The organism is Mycobacterium sp. E3198 (assembly GCF_001667015.1).
Lineage (GTDB): Bacteria > Actinomycetota > Actinomycetes > Mycobacteriales > Mycobacteriaceae > Mycobacterium.
Window position 1 is genome coordinate 44,868 of sequence record NZ_LZIS01000268.1, and the last position, 17,763, is coordinate 62,630.

General features: G+C 69.2%; 21 protein-coding genes. 12 read left to right on the forward strand and 9 right to left on the reverse strand.

Translation table 11 applies throughout. The features are described 5' to 3' along the window. Positions 1–34: 34 nt before the first annotated feature. Positions 35–655, forward strand: a complete 621-nt coding sequence (locus A5673_RS27705; protein WP_068240158.1) for a TetR/AcrR family transcriptional regulator — start codon at positions 35–37, stop codon at positions 653–655. Here the strand turns inward: A5673_RS27705 and A5673_RS27710 are convergent. Together A5673_RS27710 and A5673_RS27715 are read right to left on the reverse strand one after the other, a co-directional pair. Next, positions 648–1,307 (reverse strand): DedA family protein, encoded by a 660-nt coding sequence (locus tag A5673_RS27710; protein ID WP_068240162.1) that lies wholly within the window; start codon positions 1,305–1,307, stop codon positions 648–650. The two genes, A5673_RS27705 and A5673_RS27710, sit on opposite strands and share 8 nt — an antisense overlap. Continuing rightward, complete coding sequence (locus tag A5673_RS27715; protein ID WP_068240163.1) at positions 1,304–2,143, reverse strand: SGNH/GDSL hydrolase family protein; 840 nt, start codon at positions 2,141–2,143, stop codon at positions 1,304–1,306. The genes A5673_RS27710 and A5673_RS27715 overlap by 4 nt, the downstream gene beginning before the upstream one ends. Positions 2,144–2,214: 71 nt before the next feature. Here A5673_RS27715 and A5673_RS27720 point away from each other — a divergent pair, with 71 nt between their 5' ends. The 4 genes from A5673_RS27720 (at position 2,215) to A5673_RS29405 (ending at position 6,117) form a co-directional block, all read left to right on the forward strand. After that, the gene (locus tag A5673_RS27720; protein ID WP_068240164.1) at positions 2,215–3,855 is read left to right on the forward strand and encodes an acyl-CoA synthetase; all 1,641 of its coding nucleotides are present in this window, start codon (positions 2,215–2,217) and stop codon (positions 3,853–3,855) included. A gap of 11 nt (positions 3,856–3,866) precedes the next feature. Continuing rightward, on the forward strand, positions 3,867–4,922 hold the full coding sequence (locus tag A5673_RS27725) for a permease (RefSeq protein ID WP_082959000.1): 1,056 nt from the start codon (positions 3,867–3,869) through the stop codon (positions 4,920–4,922). A gap of 20 nt (positions 4,923–4,942) precedes the next feature. Further along, the gene (locus A5673_RS27730) at positions 4,943–5,734 is read left to right on the forward strand and encodes an IclR family transcriptional regulator (RefSeq protein ID WP_068240172.1); all 792 of its coding nucleotides are present in this window, start codon (positions 4,943–4,945) and stop codon (positions 5,732–5,734) included. A gap of 137 nt (positions 5,735–5,871) precedes the next feature. Beyond that, positions 5,872–6,117: a hypothetical protein gene (locus A5673_RS29405; protein ID WP_156748679.1), complete on the forward strand. Its 246-nt coding sequence runs from the start codon at positions 5,872–5,874 to the stop codon at positions 6,115–6,117. Here the strand turns inward: A5673_RS29405 and A5673_RS27735 are convergent, their stop codons facing one another. The 5 genes from A5673_RS27735 to A5673_RS27755 are packed head-to-tail and all read right to left on the reverse strand — an operon-like array spanning position 6,118 to position 9,697. After that, positions 6,118–6,840: a class II aldolase/adducin family protein gene (locus A5673_RS27735; RefSeq protein ID WP_068240309.1), complete on the reverse strand. Its 723-nt coding sequence runs from the start codon at positions 6,838–6,840 to the stop codon at positions 6,118–6,120. Further along, a complete protein-coding gene (gene hcaB, locus A5673_RS27740; protein ID WP_068240174.1) occupies positions 6,833–7,630 on the reverse strand; it encodes a 3-(cis-5,6-dihydroxycyclohexa-1,3-dien-1-yl)propanoate dehydrogenase in 798 nt (265 codons plus the stop codon). The genes A5673_RS27735 and hcaB overlap by 8 nt, the downstream gene beginning before the upstream one ends. Continuing rightward, entirely contained in the window at positions 7,627–7,854 is a 228-nt protein-coding gene (locus tag A5673_RS27745) for a dihydrodiol dehydrogenase (protein ID WP_068240176.1), read from the reverse strand. Before A5673_RS27745 ends, hcaB begins: the two co-directional genes overlap by 4 nt. Further along, a complete protein-coding gene (locus tag A5673_RS27750) occupies positions 7,851–8,366 on the reverse strand; it encodes a 3-phenylpropionate/cinnamic acid dioxygenase subunit beta (RefSeq protein WP_068240179.1) in 516 nt (171 codons plus the stop codon). The genes A5673_RS27745 and A5673_RS27750 overlap by 4 nt, the downstream gene beginning before the upstream one ends. After that, complete coding sequence (locus A5673_RS27755; protein ID WP_068240181.1) at positions 8,363–9,697, reverse strand: aromatic ring-hydroxylating dioxygenase subunit alpha; 1,335 nt, start codon at positions 9,695–9,697, stop codon at positions 8,363–8,365. The genes A5673_RS27750 and A5673_RS27755 overlap by 4 nt, the downstream gene beginning before the upstream one ends. A 245-nt stretch (positions 9,698–9,942) precedes the next feature. Here A5673_RS27755 and A5673_RS27760 point away from each other — a divergent pair, with 245 nt between their 5' ends. The 5 genes from A5673_RS27760 to A5673_RS27780 all read left to right on the forward strand — a co-directional run bounded on the left by A5673_RS27760 (position 9,943) and on the right by A5673_RS27780 (position 13,969). Next, complete coding sequence (locus A5673_RS27760; protein ID WP_068240182.1) at positions 9,943–10,881, forward strand: Rieske (2Fe-2S) protein; 939 nt, start codon at positions 9,943–9,945, stop codon at positions 10,879–10,881. Further along, the gene (locus tag A5673_RS27765; RefSeq protein ID WP_068240184.1) at positions 10,878–11,363 is read left to right on the forward strand and encodes a hemerythrin domain-containing protein; all 486 of its coding nucleotides are present in this window, start codon (positions 10,878–10,880) and stop codon (positions 11,361–11,363) included. Before A5673_RS27760 ends, A5673_RS27765 begins: the two co-directional genes overlap by 4 nt. 113 nt (positions 11,364–11,476) lie before the next feature. Further along, positions 11,477–12,232 carry a protocatechuate 3,4-dioxygenase subunit beta gene (pcaH, locus tag A5673_RS27770; protein ID WP_068240186.1) on the forward strand — a complete coding sequence of 252 codons (756 nt, stop codon included), beginning with the start codon at positions 11,477–11,479 and terminating at the stop codon, positions 12,230–12,232. Next, positions 12,225–12,752, forward strand: coding sequence for a protocatechuate 3,4-dioxygenase subunit alpha (pcaG, locus tag A5673_RS27775; RefSeq protein WP_068240188.1), 528 nt, complete (start codon positions 12,225–12,227; stop codon positions 12,750–12,752). The genes pcaH and pcaG overlap by 8 nt, the downstream gene beginning before the upstream one ends. Then, complete coding sequence (locus A5673_RS27780; protein WP_068240190.1) at positions 12,749–13,969, forward strand: lyase family protein; 1,221 nt, start codon at positions 12,749–12,751, stop codon at positions 13,967–13,969. The genes pcaG and A5673_RS27780 overlap by 4 nt, the downstream gene beginning before the upstream one ends. Here the strand turns inward: A5673_RS27780 and A5673_RS27785 are convergent. After that, positions 13,956–14,603: a TetR/AcrR family transcriptional regulator gene (locus A5673_RS27785; protein ID WP_068240192.1), complete on the reverse strand. Its 648-nt coding sequence runs from the start codon at positions 14,601–14,603 to the stop codon at positions 13,956–13,958. The genes A5673_RS27780 and A5673_RS27785 overlap by 14 nt on opposite strands. 209 nt (positions 14,604–14,812) lie before the next feature. Here A5673_RS27785 and A5673_RS27790 point away from each other — a divergent pair, with 209 nt between their 5' ends. Beyond that, a complete protein-coding gene (locus A5673_RS27790; protein ID WP_068240194.1) occupies positions 14,813–15,094 on the forward strand; it encodes a DUF1876 domain-containing protein in 282 nt (93 codons plus the stop codon). Positions 15,095–15,113: 19 nt separating this feature from the next. Beyond that, positions 15,114–15,917: an HPF/RaiA family ribosome-associated protein gene (locus tag A5673_RS27795; RefSeq protein WP_068240196.1), complete on the forward strand. Its 804-nt coding sequence runs from the start codon at positions 15,114–15,116 to the stop codon at positions 15,915–15,917. Here the strand turns inward: A5673_RS27795 and A5673_RS27800 are convergent. After that, positions 15,898–17,751: a long-chain fatty acid--CoA ligase gene (locus tag A5673_RS27800; RefSeq protein WP_068240198.1), complete on the reverse strand. Its 1,854-nt coding sequence runs from the start codon at positions 17,749–17,751 to the stop codon at positions 15,898–15,900. The genes A5673_RS27795 and A5673_RS27800 overlap by 20 nt on opposite strands. Positions 17,752–17,763: the final 12 nt, after the last annotated feature.

Below are 17,763 nucleotides of genomic sequence, written 5' to 3' on the forward strand. Positions count from 1 at the left end.
ACCTGCCGCCGGTTAAGAGTATGGTAAGGCCGGTATGACCAGCCACGATGTCCCGACGCCGGTCGCCTCGGCCCGCGAACGGATCCTGACCGCGGCTTATGAGCTCTTCGGGCGGCGCGGGATCCGCGCTGTCGGGACCGACGAGGTGATCGAGCGGGCCGGCGTGGCCAGGGCCACCCTCTACCGCCATTTCGCCACCAAGGACGACCTGGTCCTGGCCGTGCTGCAGCGCCGCGAGGAAGTCTGGACCTACGGCCTGATCGACGAGCAGTCGCGACAGCGCGGCGCCACCCCCGAGGAACAGTTGCTGGCGATCTTCGACGTCATGCACGAGTGGTTTCAGCAGGGCGACGGTTTCGAGGGCTGCTCGTTCATCAACGTTTTGCTGGAGCTGGGGGCCGACCACCCGGCCGGGCAGGCGTGCATCGTCCACATCGACCATGTCCGCGACATCGTGCGCCAGCGCGCCATCGCGGCGGGGCTGCTCGACGTCGAGGACTTCGCCTCGTCGTGGCAGATCCTGATGAAGGGCGCCATTGTCCTCGCGGACGTGGGTGACATGGACGCCGCCCTGCGCGCCCGCAAGATGGCCTGCGCGCTGATCGGCGAGCACCGGCCGGTGGCGCCGGAGGACATCGGCGAGGCGGTCAGCTAGCCGCGGCGGTGTCGGTCTTGCGGTAGTGCTCTTCCTCGAGCTCGGCGATCATGCGCGACGTCCGCTCGCGCAACGCGAAGGCGGCGATCAGACCGAACACGATCGCGATCACCAGCGCGATCCAGGAGAACCGCTCCAGCCAGCGCTCGGCGGCCATGCCGGCGTAGTAAACCAGCGCCGTGGTGCCGCCGGCCCAGCAGATGGCGCCCGACACGTTGGCCGCCAGGAACCGCGGGTAATGCATCTTCAGTGCGCCGGCCAGCGGCCCGGCGAATATTCGGAGCAGCGCGATGAACCGGCCGAAGAACACCGCCCGAACCCCCCAGCGGTTGAACAGCTTTTCGGCCAGCGCGACGTGCCCCGGCCCGAAGTGCTTGGGGAAGCGCCGGCCGAGCCGGTCGAAGAGCGGCAGGCCGAACCGGCGCCCGATCGCGTAGCCGATCGAGTCGCCGACGACGGCGCCGATGTCCGCGGCGGCGCCGACGCCGACCGGGTTGACGGCCAGGTCGTGATGCGACGACATCAGCGCCGCGCTGACCAGGACGATCTCGCCGGGTAGCGGAATGCCGAGGCTCTCCATCCCCACCACGCCGCCGACCACCAGGTAGACCAGCAGCGGCGGGACGGACTGCAGCAACGCCTCCACATTCATGGGTCAAGGATGCCTGACCGGCGCACGAACCGCGCCGTTATCTCCGTGCTCGGCGTGCTGAGCGGTTCCAGCCGCGGTCGCTTGGGCACGCGCCCGTCGGCCGAAGACATGCCGCGCAGCCGTCGCCACACCCACGGCATGAATTTCTGCTGCGTCCAGCGCAGCTGGCCGTAGGTGCGGGATTTGAACGACAGGCGCGTCGGGCTGCCGCTCGCCTCGGCCCAATCATGGTTGCTGCCAGGCAAAGTGAGCGCTTCGGCGGCCGCCTCGGCGAACAGGATGTGCCCCTTGGTGGACGCGTGCACGCGGTCGATGTCCCACGTGTCCAGGTCGCGCATCGAGGGCGCGTCATAGAGGTCCACGAGCCGGAAGCCGTATTCGTGGGCGGCCGCCCGGATCGCGTCGTTGATGCGGCCGAGCCGCCCCGACACCAGCCGGCCCAACGGAAGGAATTGCGCGACGTTGGGGAAGGTGGTGGTCACCACCGTCGCGCCCGATCCGGCGAGCGCGGCGTACACGTGCTCGAGGTTGGCCAGCGCGCGGCCGAACGAGTTTCCCGGCTGGATGACGTCGTTCATTCCGACGCACACGGTGATCAAATCCGGTTGCATCGCCAGCGCCGGCGGCACCTGCTCGCGCAGCACGTCGGCCACCAGCTTGCCGCGGATGGCCAGGTTGGCGTAGTGCAAACCGGGGTAGAGGGCGTCGATCATGGCCGCGAGCCTGTCGGCGAACCCGAGGCAGCCGACCGCGTCGTTGCCGTCCCACAATCCTTCGGTCTGGCTGTCCCCGATGGCGACGTATCGGCTGTATCCGGTCCCAGGAGCCCCGTACACGATGCCGAGACTAACCGGTAAGTCCGGCTCCGTCGTTGTAGCGTGGCGCTGGCTCGCCGTGAGGAGATTCTGTGGAATTCAACCTGGCACAGGTGTTCGGGGCGGTCGCCGCGGCCAACCCCGACCGGGACTGCATCGTGTTCGGCGATCGGCGCTTCACCTTCGGGCAAACCGCCGACCGTGCCCGCCGGTTCGCCCGGGCGCTGCACGGGTGGGGGCTGGGCGCGCGTCGCGAACGCGCGGAGCTCGCGCCGTACGAATCGGGCCAAAGCCACCTCGGGTTGTACCTGGCGAACTGCAACGAGTTCCTCGAGGCGATGCTCGGCGCGTACGGGGCGCGGGTCGCCCCGTTCAACGTCAACTACCGCTACGTGGCCGACGAGTTGGTGTACCTGCTCGATAACGCCGGCGCCGACGCGGTCATGTATCACGCGCGGTTCGCGCCGACGCTGGCCGAGGCGCTGGACCGGATGCCCGGTCCCATTCGGCTGATCCACGTCGACGACGGGTCAGGCAACGACCCGCTCCCGGGGGCGGTGCGCTACGAGGACGTGCTGGCGTCGACGTCCGACGAGCCGCTGGACCTGACGCCGTCGCCGGATGACCTCTATGTGCTCTACACCGGCGGCACCACCGGGATGCCCAAGGCGGTGCTGTGGCGCCAGCACGACATCTACGTCAACGCCATGGGGGGGCGGACCCTGGGCACCGGCGAGGTGGTGGGCAGCCTGGAGGAGATCGTCGAGCGATCGCGGCTCGAGGGACCGGGCTCGATGACCCTCGCGCCGCTCATGCACGGCGCGGCGCAGTGGGCGGCCTTCATCAGCCTGTGCGGTGGGCGGCCGTTCGTGATGGCGCCCACGACCACCCACTTCGACCCGGCCGAGGCGCTGGCGCTGGCCAGCCGCGAACGCGTGATGTCGCTGTCGATGGTCGGCGACGCCTTCGGGCGCCCGCTGGCCGACGAACTGGAGGCCGGCGACTACGACCTGTCCGGGCTGTTTGCGCTGGTCACCGGAGGGGCCGCACTGAGCGCCCCGCTCAAGCAGCGGTTCGTCGAGCTGTTGCCGCAGCTGACGATCGTGGACGCCGGCGGGGCGTCGGAATCCGGCGCGCAGATGATCCAGGCGTCCAGCCGGCTGCAGAGCGCGAGCGGCCGCTTCGCCCCGAACCCGGGGGCGGTGGTGGTCAGCGAGGACTTCACCCGGATCCTGGCACCGGGCGATGACGAGATCGGCTGGCTGGCCCAGCAGGGGCCGATACCGCTGGGCTACCTGGGCGATCCCGCGAAGACGGCGCGCACCTTCCCGGTGATCGAGGGCATCCGCCACTCGGTGCCCGGCGACCGGGCCCGCTGGCACGCCGACGGCCAGATCGAGCTGCTCGGCCGCGATTCGGTCACCATCAACTCCGGCGGCGAAAAGATCTTCGCCGAGGAGGTGGAGGCCGCGATCGCCGAACACCCCGACGTCTACGACGTCGTGGTGACCAGCCGGCCCAGCACCCGGTGGGGCAACGAGGTCGTCGCGCTCGTCCAGTTGGCCAACGGCTCGTCCGTCGATGCCGACGCCATCATCGCCGAGGCCGCCCGCCATATCGCGCGGTACAAACTGCCGAAGGCGGTCGTCTTCTGCGACCGGTTGCAGCGCTCGCCGTCGGGCAAGGCGGACTACCGCTGGGCGAAAGAGCAAGTGGCGCAGGGTATGAGCTAGCCTCGGTGATTGTGGCTGCGCCGTTGAGTGTCAATGCGATTCGCGCACCGGGCCGTGCGGCCGTCGCACTCGGCGCCGCCGTCACGCTCACCGTGTTTGTGGCCGGATTGTTGTGGGCCAAGTGGCTGCCCTACGCGGCGAAAGCCCTCAGGGCGCAGCGCACCGAGCACTGGTCGGCGTCGAACATCCTCACCGTGGGCGGGGTGCGCGCGGGGGACGGTCCCACCTGGCACGCCGCGACGACGTTCTTTCACACTTATTTCCTGTCGATATGGCAGGCGCTGGTGGTGGCGCTGCTGGTCAGCGCGTCGGTGCAGGCGTTGTTGCCGAAATCGTGGCTGCCGCGACTGTTGAACCGGCGCGGCGTCGTCTCGAGCGCGCTGGCCGGCGGGGTGGCCGGCATGCCCTCGATGATGTGCACGTGCTGCACCGCCCCGGTCGCCGTCACGTTGCGGCGCAAAGGCGTCGGTCGCGTCGCCGCCATCGCCTACTGGCTCGGCAACCCGTTGCTGAATCCGGCGGTGCTGGTCTTCCTGTTCTTCGTGGCCCCCTGGCAGTGGACGCTGACGCGGCTGGTGGTGGGAATCGCCACGGTCGTCGGTGTTGCGGCGGCGGCCGGACTGGTCACCCGCGGCGGCGCGGAACCGCAGGCCGAGGCGGTGGCGCTGGCACCGCCCGCCGTCGGATTCGTCCGCGCGCTGCTGCGGCTGGGTCTGTTCCTGTTGCCCGAGTACGCGGTGCTGGTGCTCCTGGTCGGGGCGTTCCGCGGCTGGCTGCTCACCCTGACCGGGCTCCCGCACCACGGTCTGCTGATCGTCGTCCTCGCGGCGGTGGTCGGCACGCTGATCGTCATCCCGACGGCGGGAGAGATTCCGATCCTGCAGGGCCTGGCGCTGCTCGGGGTCTCCTCGGGGCCGCTCGGCGCGCTCCTGATCACCCTCCCCGTCGTCAGCGCCCCGGGGATCGCGATGGTCAGCCGCAGCTTCGGGTGGAAGGCCACCGCGGCCACGACGCTCGGGGTGATCGCGGCGGGGTTGGTGGGTGCGATGGTCCTGAGCGGGCTCTGAGTGGCGGTACCGTCACTTCCATGGCGAAGAAGAGGCAGCAGGATGCCGCCGATTCGCTTGCGCCCCAGTATCCGATCGAGTCGGTCGACAACGCGCTCAAGCTCCTGCTGTTGCTGGGGGAGCGACCCGAGATCCGGTTGACGGAGGCCACCCGATACCTGGGTGTCGCGCCATCGACCGCGCACCGGCTGTTGGCGATGCTCAACTACCGCGGGTTCGTCCGGCAAGACCCGGTGTCCAAGGCGTACCTGCCCGGTCCCTCGCTGACCGGGGTGGCGTTCGCGATCCTCGGCCGCCTCGACATTCAGCGATCCGCCGCGCCCATCATGCGCACCCTCAGCGAACAACTGCGGGAAACGATTCACGTCGGGATGCTCGACGGCGCCAACGTTCGTTTCGTCGCCGCGGTCGAGGGTCCCGCGGCGGTGCGGGTGGCCTCCCGGCTGGGACGAACCATGCCGGCGCATTGCACCTCGACCGGCAAGGTCATGTTGGCCGAGCTCACGGAAACCGAACTGCACCAACTGTTTCCGGACGAGGAGCTGGAACGCGTCACCACCCATTCGATCGGCAGCCGCGCCAAATTGGAGGCCGAGCTGTCCCGCATCCGCGAGCGCGGCTACGCCGTCAACTGCGAGGAGAGCGAGGAGGGCGTCGCCTCGGTGGCGGTGCCCATCCCGACCCGGGCGCCGGGACTGCGGCTGGCGCTCAACGCCGCCGCACCGCAGAACCGGCTGGACGGCAGCAACCAACCGGCCGTGGCCGCCGCACTTGTCAAGGCTGCCGAGCAGATTGGCGATCACCTCGGCTGAGACCAGTCCGTCGGGGATAAACCTGTGACTTTGAGAAACCTCTCTATTAATCCGAAAAGTATCTATATGACCGCTTAAGCAGGGATATAGTATCGGGGTGGCGAGTCGAATCGCCTTGTTTGCCGATGGGAGGCCCCATGTCGTTCCTCATTGCGATCCCCGAGACGGTCGTCGGCTCCCATGGCGGCGGTGGGACTAGCGCTCTGTCCCCCGGCGGTGTGGGGGCCGGCGGTGCCGGTGGGGGCACCATGGGCTTCGGTACGAATTCCATCGCTACCTCTGGGTCTCGCGGCGCCACGCTGATCGGTGGCCGCGGTTCCGGCGGCCAGGGCGGCTGGGGCGGCAGCGGGGTCGGCGGCGGAAGCGCCGGCACACCCGGTTGATCAGCAGGGCTGAGCTTCCAGCCGCGCGACTTCATAGCGCCACGCGGCGTCGGTGTTGAAGCCGGATCCCAAGTCCGGTAAGTCGTCCCAATCCCGTTCGTCGATGTCGCGCAGCGTTGCGCCGGCCGCGCGCACCCGCAACGACATCCGAGCCAGCGCGTCGAGCCCGATCGCCTGCAGCACCGCCTGCTCGATAGTGCCGGCGGCGCTGGTGATCCCGTGCCCGCGCAGGATCACCGCCGGCCGGCCGGCCATCGCCGCCACCATCTCCTTGCCGAGCGCCGAGCTGCGGATCAGCACGGCCCGCTCGTAGACCGGCACGCCGCCGCGCGCGAGCCACGCGCCGGGAATGTCATAGGCGCCGTAGATCGGCCGCAACGCGATGCCGGCGAGGTCGGCGGCGACGACGGCGGGCGGGTGCAGGTGCGCGACGGCCCGGTATGCCGGGTTGGACAGCAGGGTTTCGACGTGGATGGGCAACTCGTTGGGAACCCGATAACCGTCGAGTTCGCCCGCGGCGCCGGCGGTTCCGTCGAACCTGACGAGCCGGACGTCGCTCGGGCGGGTGAACGCCACCCCGGTATCGGTGTCGCTGCGGCAGCGGACGAGCAAGTGTTCGTCGTCGACGCGCAGGCTCAGGTGGCCGAGGATGCCGTCGACCAGGCCGCGGGCCGCGGCCACCCGGCAGCCCTGGGCCACCAACGCGCGCTGTGGGTCAAACATGCCCGCCCCCCAGCCCGAATCCTCCATCGGGATGGACGGTTTCGCCGGTGATGCCGCGGGAACGGTCGGAAGCGAGGAACACGAAACTCCACGCGTGGTCCTCCCCGGTGAGCGCGACGCGCAGCGGGGTGCGCGCCGCCATGTCGCGCGCCCGGTCGGGGGCGTCGTCGAGGCGGACGCCGTCGAGCCCCAGGCTGGTCAGTCCGCGCAGGTCGGTGCCCAGCGTGCCACCCGGCGCCACGCCGTTGACCCGGATCTCCGGCGCGAGTTCGTGGGCCAGCGTCGCCACCAGGCCGCGGACGGCGAACTTGGACGACACGTAGAGCACGCCGCCGCGCCCCGGTCGGTAGGACGACGTGGACTCGCACAAGACGATCGACGACCCGGTGCCGGCCCGCAGCGCGGGCAGGGCCGCCCTGACGGACTGCAGGTGGCTCAGCACGTTGGTGCGAAACATCTCGTCGAACGCGGGCGCGAGCGCTGCGGCGTCGATGTCGCCGATGCCCCGGTAGAAATCGAAGACTCCGACGCAATTGACCAGCGTGTCCAGCCCGCCGAAGGTTTCCACCGCGGCGGCGACGGCGCGGTCGTTGGCCGCCGGGGTGGTGGCGTCGCCCTCGATGACCGGGGCGCCGGGCGACTCGTCGCGCAACCGCTCGCACTTTGTGCAATCCCGTTCCAGGGCAGCGACTTTGGCGCCCTCGGCGCGAAACGTGTCCAGCACCGCGCGGCCGATGCCCGAACCGGCGCCGACGACCAGCGCGCGCTTGCCCTCCAGCCATCCGGTCATGGTTCGTCACCTTCGTCGGGCACCAGAGGCGCGCCGCACCTGCCGACCATGGTTGCCAGCGTGCGGGCATTCTGCCAGGTCAGCGCCTCCAGTTCGAGCGCGTCGAGGCTGATCGACCGCCCGGTCTTGGGGGCGCTGATCAGCAGCCGCGTCCCGTTGCGCGTGCCCACCCTCCGCACCTCGACTTCGGCGAATTCGTTTGCCACCGTGATGGGTTCGTTCACAGGAACACCGCCAAATTCTGCATCCGCAAGACGGACTCGTCGACAAAGATAATGCGGCGGGCCAACTTCCAGCGTTCGTCGCACCGCCGCAGCAGGTCCTCGCGGCCGCAGGACACCAGCGCGCTCTCGTTCACGTCGCCGCGGCTGCGGAAGAGCAGTTCGGCCGATTCGACGGTCAGGTGCGTGTCGTCCTCGACGAACGTGCGCACGTTGGTGACGAAGTGCCGCAACCGCGACGGCGGATCTTCGGTCCAGGCGTGCTCGGTGGCGAAGCGAGCGACGCGCTGGGTCAGCGAGTACTTGTCCTCGTCGAAGTGCGCCATCCCCGGTGATGTGTCGAATGCGGCGCCCCGTGCCGTGGTGACCCGGACCGGCATCACGTAGCGGACGTCGTCGGTCAGCGTGTCCAGCCACACCGCGTAGTCCTGGGCATCCAGCAGGTAGGCCTCGTCCACCAGGAACTGATGCGCCTCGAGATGGCGAATGTCGTTGAACGGGAGGGGCTTTCTCATGCGAGATAGTCCGCCCACAAGTTCAGCAGCGCCCGCTGGTTGTGCTCGTTGTAGCCGACCTGTGCGCGACCGGGCCCGTGGAACGACTCGGCGGGCAGCGCCCCGACGACGGGGCGGTCGTCGGCGAGCAACCCCATCCGGCTGTTGAGCAGCAGGCGGCGCGCCATCGAACCGCCCGCGGTGGTGGTCAGCGACACCCAGTTCTCCACGTCGTCTTGTTCGAACATCCCGGTGGACCCGAAGCACATCAAATATGCCTGGTACGAATCACGTTTGTATTGCGGGGGAGCCGCGGAATCCACCGCAAACCACGAGCAGACCTCGGTTTCGTTCGCGCTGATGGGCTGCCACAGCCGGATCGAGATGAACGGCAGCACCTGCTCGCTGCCTGGCAACTTGGGCCAGTTGTGCACGAAGCTCAGGTTCGGAAAGCAGGTGGCCGCCGAGATCATGAACCCGTCCTCGCCGACCACCCGCTGCTGGCGCGGCGTCCAGGCGTGTTTGATCCGCCCGATCATCTCGTCGGGATAGCCGACGTAGCGCATCCGCTCGTCGAAGTCGCCCGGCGGAAGTTTGTAGGTGGTGCCGCCGCCGCGATCCGCCCAGTAGGTCGCTCCGTCCTTGCGCTTCTGGGCTTTTGGCTCGCGGAACAGGCCGATGTCGACGATCGACGCGTGGGTGTGCGGGGTGTGGTACATGTCGCCGGCGAAGTTTTCGGCGCCGATCTTCCAGTTCGCCTTGATCCGCCAGCGCTGCGGGCCGCGGACCTCCAAGCCGCCGGCGCTCTGCTTGGTGTAGAAGTCCAGGTAGAACCGGAAGTCGCCGAGGTAGTCATCCAGCGGTTCGGCGGCCGGGTCCATGCTGATGAACATCAAGCCGTTGTAGCTCGCGAAATTCGGTGCCGGGAGCAGGCTTTGGCCGCCGCGGGGTAGTCCCTCGTCGCCGCCGTAGGCTTCGCGGTGAAACGGCAGCCCGGCGAGCCGGCCGTCGTTGCGATACGACCAACCGTGGTAGGGGCAGCGAAAATTGGAGGCGTTGCCCAGCTCCGCACGGCACAGCTGCATGCCGCGGTGGAGGCACATGTTGAACATGGCTCGGATATCGCCGCCGCAATTGCTGATGATGAAGGAGTCGTCGAGGACCCGCCGCACCACGTAGTCGCCGTCGTGCGGGATCTCCGATTCGTGGCCCACGAACGTCCACGCCCGGCCGAACAGGCGCTCGCGCTCCAGCGCGAACACGTCCTGGTCGTTGTAGATGTGCGCGGGGATGAGCCCCCGCCGAACGTGGTCAAAAACGTCACGAAAATCCGTCACGGGCGCCCTCTGCATTACAGAAACATATTCCGCTAAGTAGAATCTCGCACTCCGCCCGCCTGGTCAATGCCGACGGCCAGCGACCTCGGAGCATCCTTTTGGCTAATTCACAGGTGGCTGGCACCGGAGGATTCAGGGTGCGCGGCTACGGTGGTCACGTCGGATCCCATGCGCATGTGAGCGCGACGTAACACGGGTATTAGGGCCGATTTCGCGTGCATTGCTGCCGTTTGGCTCTGCATCTGAGGAAGGACGGTGTCATGGTGGATCGGTCCCGGGGGGCCGGCGGTCGGTTGCGGGAACTCGGACCGCGAGTGCTGTCAGCAATCGGGCGGCAGGAGTGGCTGGACCGGCCGAGCTATCGCTTCGAGCACCTGCTCAGCTTCGGTTACAACGCGCTGGGCGGCGCGCGCAACACCGTCACCAACGCGCTGCACGGCGCCTGGCTCGGGCACCCCATTCATCCACCGCTGGCGTCGCTGACCAGTGGGGCGCTGGGCACCACGGTGGCGCTCGACGCGCTCAGCCTGCTGCCCGGCCAGCGGCCCAGCGAGGTCCGCGACGCGTCGCGATTCGCGACCCGCGCGCTGGGGGTGGGGATCGCGGCCAGCATCGGCTCGGCGATCACCGGCACCACCGACTGGCAGCACACCCACTCGGAGGACCGCCGGGTGGGGCTGGTGCACGGCCTGGTGAACCTGGCCGCCACCGCGCTCTACGCGCAGTCCTGGTGGGACCGCCGGCAGGGCCGGCACGGCCGCGGCATCGCCCTGACGGGTCTCGGCTACGCCATCACCCTCGGCGGCGGCTACCTCGGCGGGGCCCTGGTGTTCGACTCCGGCATCGGCATCGACCAGTCGGGCGAGCGGCTGCGCACCACCGAATGGACGCCGGTTCTGCCCGCGGCCTCGCTGAACGGAAAGCCGGTGCGCGTCGAGGTCGACGGCGTGGGATTGGTTGTGTGCCAAACGAACCCGGGGGAGGTGTCGGCGTTCGGCGAGTTCTGCCCGCACCTGGCGGCCCCGATGGCCGACGGCTGGGTGGATCGCGGCCGCTTCGTGTGCCCCTGGCACGGCTCGTGGTTCGCGGCCGATTCGGGGGAGGTGTTGCGTGGCCCCGCGGCGGCCCCGCTGCCGTGCTATGAGGCCAGGTTGATCGACGGAATGGTTGAGGTGCGTGCCGAGGAGGTAGCGAAGTGAACGCCTATGACGTGTTGAAAGAGCACCACATCGTGATCAAGGGGCTGGGTCGCAAGATCAGCGAGGCGCCGGTGAACAGCGAAGAGCGGCACGCCCTTTTCGACGACTTTCTCGTGGAACTCGACATCCACTTCCGTATCGAGGATGACCTCTACTACCCGGCGCTCAAGGATGCCACCAAGCTGATCGCGGTCGCGCACGCCGAGCATCGTCAGGTGGTCGACCAGCTTTCCGTGCTGCTCAAGACGCCGCAGAGCGCGCCGGGCTACGAGGACGAATGGAACTCCTTCAAGACGGTGCTGGAGGCGCACGCCGACGAGGAGGAGCGCGACCTGATTCCCGCGCCGCCCGAGGTCAAGATCACCGACGCCGAGCTCGAGGAGCTGGGCAACAAGATGGCCGCGAAGATGGAGCAGTACCGCGGCTCCGCCCTGCATCGGATGCGCACCAAGGGCCGGGCGGCGCTGGTTCGCGGGCTTTAGCGGGGATCGCAGGCGCGGCGAAGCCGGGCGCGGCGGGTCGCCGCCATCGGCTTTAGCGACGTCACGCGGCTAACGGGGGGTTGGCCGCGCGATCCGGAGTAGCCTCACGGCTGATGAACGCCGAGGTTGTCGCGTCCCAGGAGGACATCACGGCGGAGATGGCCGCCCTGAGCCGCGGTGAGGTCACCGGGGATCCGACGCAGCCGCGGCTCGACTACCCGCCCTATCGCAGCAGCGCCCTGCGCCACCCGAAGCGGCCCCCGCTGGTCGTCGACCCCGACGAGCTGGAACTCGAGGGGCCGTGTTTCGGCAGCCACGAGGTCGGCGCGCTCGACGCCGACCTGACGGCCGGCCATCCCGGCGAGCCGCTGGGGGAGCGGATCGTCATGACCGGGCGGGTGCTCGACGACGCCGGCCGCCCGGTGGTCGGACAGCTGGTCGAGATCTGGCAGGCCAACGCGAGCGGCCGGTACCGCCACCCGCGCGACCAGCACCCGGCCCCGCTGGACCCGAACTTCGTCGGCGCCGGCCGTTGCCTCACCGGTCCCGACGGCTCCTATCGCTTCCTGACGATCAAGCCCGGCCCCTATCCGTGGCGCAACCACCACAACGCCTGGCGCCCGGCCCACATCCACTTCTCGGTCTTCGGAACGGCTTTCACACAGCGGCTGGTCACCCAGATGTACTTTCCGGGCGACCCGCTGTTCGACCTCGACCCCATCTTCCAATCGATTCCCGATCCCGCCGCCCGAGGGCGGCTGATCGCCCACTACGACCACGGCGTCACCCGGCCGGAGTACGCGACCGGCTACCGCTGGGACATCGTGGTATGCGGCGGCCGGCGCACCTGGACCGCGGACGATGGCTGAATTGCCTTGCACCCCAGGGCAAACCGTGGGGCCCTTCCTCGGCCTCGGGCTGCCGTATCCGGGCGACGGCGACGTCGTCGCCGACGGCCATCCGCACGCCGTGCGGTTGCACGGCACGGTGTACGACGGCGCCGGCGAGGCGGTCCCGGATGCGCTGGTCGAACTGTGGCAGCGCGATGCCGCCGGGCGCATTCCGCGGACGGCGGGCTCGCTGCGCCGCGACGGTGCGGGGTTCACCGGGTGGGGCCGGTGCGCGACCGATGCGGCCGGGCGCTACGGCTTCACCACGGTGGCCCCCGGTTCGGGCTCCGGGCGGCCGCCGTTCTTCGCGATCGCCGTCTTCGCGCGGGGGCTGTTGCACCGCTTGTTCACCCGCGCCTACCTGCCCCACGACGAGGTGGACGCTGACCCGGCGCTGGCCACCCTGATATGCGTACCCGAAAGCGGCGGCGCCACTTACCGTTTCGACATACACCTGCAGGGCCCGAACGAGACCGCATTCCTGGAGCACCGCCGATGACCAACCTGCTGTGGCCCGGCGACCAGCGGGCCGGCGCACACCTGACGGACGCCGCGCTGCTGGCGCTGATGGTCGCGGTGGAATCCGCCTGGTTGGGCGCCCTGGCCGCGGCGGGACTGGCGCCGGGGGAAGGCACCGACCTGTCGAACCTGGTGGGCGACGACGACCGCGAGCCGCTCGCGGCCGCCGCGGAGGGCGGGGGCAACCCGGTCATCGGCCTGGTCGAGCTGCTGCGAGCGCGCGCCGCCCCGGCGGCCGCGCGTTGGATCCACCGGGGCCTCACCAGCCAGGACGTCCTCGACACCGCCCTGATGCTGGGCGTGCGCGGCGTCGTCGACGCTCTCACTGCAGAACTGACGCAACAGCTTTCGACGCTGTCCGCCCTCGCCACGGCACACCGGGGCACCCCCATGATGGCCCGCACGCTCACCCAGCACGCGGCGCCCACCACCTTCGGCGTCAAGGCGTCCGTGTGGTTGAACGGGGTCGCCGACGCGCTCGAGGGGCTGCGCGGGCTGGTCACCCCGATTCAGATCGGCGGAGCCGCCGGGACGCGGGCCGGCGCCACCGAACTGGCGGCGCTGCTCACCGACGCCGCCGATCCCGCGGAAGTATCTGATCGGCTAACGCGCAGCGCCGCCACCGCTTTGGGCTTGGCCCCCCGATCGCCGTGGCACACGACGCGCACGCCGGTCACCGCGGCCGGCGACGCCTTCGTCGGGTGCACCGACTCCTGGGGCCGCATCGCCTCGGACGTTGTCACCTTGGTCCGCCCGGAGGTCGGCGAACTCGGCGAACCGGCGGGCGAGCACCGCGGCGGATCGTCGTCGATGCCGCACAAGCGCAATCCGGTGTTGTCGATCCTGATTCGCCGCGCCGCCATCGCGGCGCCCCCGCTGGCGGCCACCCTGCACACCGCCGCGGCGCTGGCCGACGACGAGCGGCCCGACGGGGGATGGCACGCCGAGTGGGACACCCTGCGCACCCTGGCCCGGCGCACCCTCGTGGCGGGTTCCCAATGCGGCGAGCTACTGGCCGGGCTGCAAGTGCATTCCGCGCGGATGGCTGAAAACCTGCGAATGACAGACGTTTACGGCGAACAACGGGCGATCGCCGAGCTGGCGGGCAAGGCCGCCTCGGCGACCTACTTCGGCGCCGCCGACCGTTTGATCGACGAGAGCCTGGCCCGCGCCGAGCGGATCCTCAAGAACCGCTAGCCGCCAGCGCCCTGCCGCCGGCCTCGTAAATGCTGGCCAGCCAGATGTGCACCAGCGTGTCGATCACCCGGTCTTCCGGGATCGCCGGCTCCTCGGTGGTGAACGTCGCGGCCATCACCCGTTCGCTCAACATGTTCAGCGCGACGGACAGATCCTCGGCCGGGTAGGTCTCGGGGGCCGCGCCGCGGCGGCGCTCGGCCTTGATCGCCGCCGTGGTGTGGGAAATCCACTTGCCCATGAGCGTCGACCACAGCTGGCGGACCTCGGGGTTGGTGGCTTTCGCCGCGGCGCCGGCCACCGCGACCGCCCGGTGCGAGCCCGACACCTCGAAGAACGCCTCGATGCGCGCCCGCCAATGCGCGGCGGGGTCGCCGAAGAGCTTGCCGCCCAGCGCGGTAAGCGCCGCGTGGGCCTTGCCGTTCATCTGGTCCAGCAACGACAGCAATACCGCGTTCTTCGATTGGAAGTAAAAGTAGAAGGTGGGACGGGAAATGCCGGCGCCCTTGGCCAAATCGTCGACGGAGAAGTCGGCCAGCGGCCGCTCCTGCAGGAGGCGCTCGGCCGTGGCCAGGATCGCTTGTTCGCGGTCGTCACCCGAATAATGCGACGAACGTCGGCCTCGGGAGGCGTGCATCTACTCGCCCTGCCTGGGGTCGGACACGTCAGTTACTTTATGGATGCGTCGATATACGTCAACGAAATTGTTGATGAAAACCAACGATATTGTCGATTAAATTGACGGCCGTCGCCCCGGCGAACCTGATGACTTTCGCCCCTACTTCGCGCCCACCCGGTGATGGTCGCATCTAATCAGGCAAATCTCGCAAGGCAAGGAGACCGGCGATGACGGGCGAGGGCGACGGCACCAAGACCTGCCAGGTCGACGTGGTGGTCGAAGAGCACGAAGAGCGCACCCGGGCCAAGGCCCGGCTGGCGTGGGCGGGCAGGGACTTCGTCGGTGTGGGTCTGGCGCGGCTCGACCCCGCCGACGAACCGGTGGCCCGGATCGGCGACGAACTGGCGATCGCCCGGGCCCTCTCGGATTTGTCGAACCAGCTGATGGCCTTGACCTCCACCGACATCCAGTCCAGCACCCACCAGCCGGTCACCGGTCTGCACCGCTGAAGGAGCGTGGCAACGAATCATGAGACAGAGACCCGATTTACCGGACGTGATGGACGTTCAGGTGACGACGCACGGCCGGCTGCCCGACGCCGAAGACTATGCGCGGACCAAGATCGGCGAGCTCGGTCGCCTCACCCACGAACCGGTGCTGCGCGCGCACGTCAGGCTCAGCGAGCACGGCGATCCGGCGGTGGCCCGCCGCGTCATCGCGCAGGCGAACCTCGACGTCAACGGCCGGCTGGTCCGCGCGCAGGTAGAGGGCGTCACCGCGCGGGAAGCGATCGATCGGCTCGAGGCGCGGCTGCGTCGCGGGCTGGAACGCGCCGCCGAACACTGGGAAGCCAAACGGGGCGGCGTGCCCCGCAGTGCCCCGCACGAGTGGCGGCATCAGTCCGAGCCCGCCCACCGGCCGAATTACTTCCCGAGGCCCGAAAGCGAACGCCGCATCGTGCGGCACAAGTCGTACAGCGTGCCCGCCCGCACCATCGACGAGGCGGCCCTCGAGATGGAACTGCTCGACTACGACTTCCACCTGTTCACGGAGCGGGGCACCAACCAGGACAGCGTGCTGTATCGCGAGGCGCCCACCGAATACCGCCTGGCCCAAGTCGATCCGGAGCTGGCGGACGGGCTGGCGCCGTTCGAGATCCCGCTGACCATCAGCCCGCAGCCGGCACCCAAGCTCACCGTGGACCAGGCGATCGAGCGGCTAGGCCTGCTCGGCCTGCCGTTCCTGTTCTTCGTCGACACCGCCCGGGACCGCGGCAGCGTGCTCTATCACCGCTACGACGGGCACTACGGCCTCATCGCGCCGGCGAGTTGAGATAGAGGCCGGTGAGGCGGTCGGCGAACTTCTCGATCACCACCTTGCGGCGCAGCTTCATGCTCGGCGTGAGATCCCCGGATTCGACGGTGAGTTCGCGGTCGAGGATCGCGAATCGCTTGATCTGCTCCCACCGGTTCAGTTCCAGGTTCAGCGCGTCGACGTACCCGGCGATCAGCTCCTGCGTCCTCTCGTCGGAGGCGATCTCGGCGAACGACTTGTCGGCCAGCCCATTCTTGGCGGCCCACTCGGCGACCGCCTCGCTGTCGAGGCTGACCAGCGCCACGCAATACGGCTTCCCCTCGCCGTAAACCAAGAGCTCGCTGGCGTACGGGCACAGGCCCTTGAATTTCGCATCGATCGCCGACGGCGCCACGTACTTGCCCTGCGAGGTCTTGAACATGTCCTTCTTGCGGTCGGTGATCCGCAGGAAGCCGTCCGCGTCGATCTCACCGATGTCGCCGGTGTGAAACCATCCGTCCCCGTCGAGCGCCTCGGCGGTGGCGTCGGGCAGGTCGTGATACGACGTCATCAAACCCGGCCCCCTGAGCAGGATTTCGCCGTCGTCGGCGATCCTGGCTTCGGTGGACGGGAACGGCCACCCGACCGTCCCGAACCGGTAGGCGTGGGGACGGTTGATGAATGACGCGGCCGCCGTTTCGGTCAGGCCGTAGCCCTCCAGCACGACGATCCCCACGGCGTCGAACCATTGCGCGACGTCACGGTCCAGGGCGGCGGCCGCCGAGACGAAGAACCGCAGCCGGCCGCCGAACCGCTCGCGAATCGTCGAAAACACCGCCCGGTCGGCCACCCTGTACGCCAGCGAGGCGAACACCGACGGCTTGTTGCCGGCCTGCCGGGCCTCCGACACCTTCACGCCCAGCCTGATCGCCCAGTCGAACAACGTCTTGCTGAGCCTGCCCCGCTCGGCGACCATGGTCTCGATGTGGGCGTGCGCCTTCTCGAAGATGCGCGGGGCCGCGCCCATGATGGTGGGCCGCAGGGTCGCCAGGTTGTCGACGATCCGCTCGACGCGGCCGTCGATCGCGGTCGGGAAGCCGACCTGCAGCGGCAGCGCCAGCATCACCTTGCCGAAGGCGTGCGCCAGGGGCAGCCACAGGAAGTTCAGGTCGTCGGGGCCCAGGATGCCCAGCGAGTCGATGGCCGCCGCGGTGTACGTCCACGCGCCGTGGGTCAGCCGCACGCCCTTCGGCCGCCCCGTGGTGCCTGAGGTGTAGATCAGGCTGGCGAGCTGCGCCGGACCGATGGCGGCGACCCGGTCGTCGATCACACCGGGGGAGTCGGCCAGCAGCTGCTTGCCCAGCTGCTCCAGTTCGGCCAACGTGATCACCCAGTCGCCGTCGCCGTTGCCGTCGATGATCACCACCTTGCCGACCTCGGGCAGCTCGGCGCGGTGCTGCAGCAATTTGTCGACCTGGCTTTGGTTTTCGGCGACCACCACCCGGCTGCCGGAATTGGCGACGATGTACGCGACGTCGCCCGAGTTGGTCGTCGGATACACCGTGGTGGTCGCCGCGCCAGCGCACATCACGGCGAAATCGACGAGCACCCACTCGTAGCGCGTCGCTGACGCCAGCGCCACCCGGTCCTCCGGGGCGATCCCAAGCGCGATCAGCCCGCCGGCGATGTTGTGGACGCGTTCACCGACCTGCCGCCAGGTCACGCTCTCCCAGCTGTGGTCCTGCGGATACCGAAACGCCTCCGCGTCCGGGGTCGCGGCGACGCGGTCGAGGAACAGGTGCGCCACCGACGGCGCGCGCTTCTCGATCTTGGAGAAGTCGGGCCGCTCCATCGAGGCCAGTGGTGTCTTCATGGTTAGCCTTCG